At 51.9% G+C, this 472-nt stretch carries 1 protein-coding gene; it reads right to left on the bottom strand.

Translation table 11 applies throughout. The features are described 5' to 3' along the window. Positions 1 to 263, bottom strand: a 263-nt coding sequence (locus tag ABLN87_RS22355) for a hypothetical protein (RefSeq protein ID WP_353014314.1), incomplete at its 3' end; no start/stop codon positions are given. Between the last annotated feature and the right edge of the window lie 209 nt (positions 264 to 472).

Here is a 472-nt window from a genome sequence, read left to right as displayed (position 1 = left end):
TGGGGCTGTTCCAGTGCCTGCAGCATATGCTGAATATCGGGAGAGGCCTGCTGATATCCCGTCTCCCGGAAACTGCGCCACGATTCTGAATCCGCGGTCACATTAAATTGCAATGAAGCAACTCTAAGCGCAGTGTCCACTCCTGATTTTGACAAATGTATCCCCCTATCTTTGAGGTGATCGGAGATTGCCTGTAGGGTGAGCTTTTGAGATTTCAGGTCGAGGATGATCTGCATGACATCACGGGTCACCGCCTTGGGCATACCCTCTACTGACAGGCCCGCATCCGCTCGAAGCGCTCTGTTGATCGTTGTGTCACTAATTTGAATGTTCTCCGCTTTCAGCGCGGCGCTGATCTTTATGCTAGACAATCCCTGGTCTCTCAGCGCCTTGATCTGATCAAGTACTTCCGGGGTTACTTTTGAGGCAGGTTTCCTGATTGTAGCTTGGGGCTGTTCCAGTGCCTGCAGCA

This window comes from Ruegeria sp. SCP10 (assembly GCF_040329495.1).
Taxonomy (GTDB): domain Bacteria; phylum Pseudomonadota; class Alphaproteobacteria; order Rhodobacterales; family Rhodobacteraceae; genus Ruegeria.
This window is presented reverse-complemented; position numbering and strand designations above follow the sequence as displayed.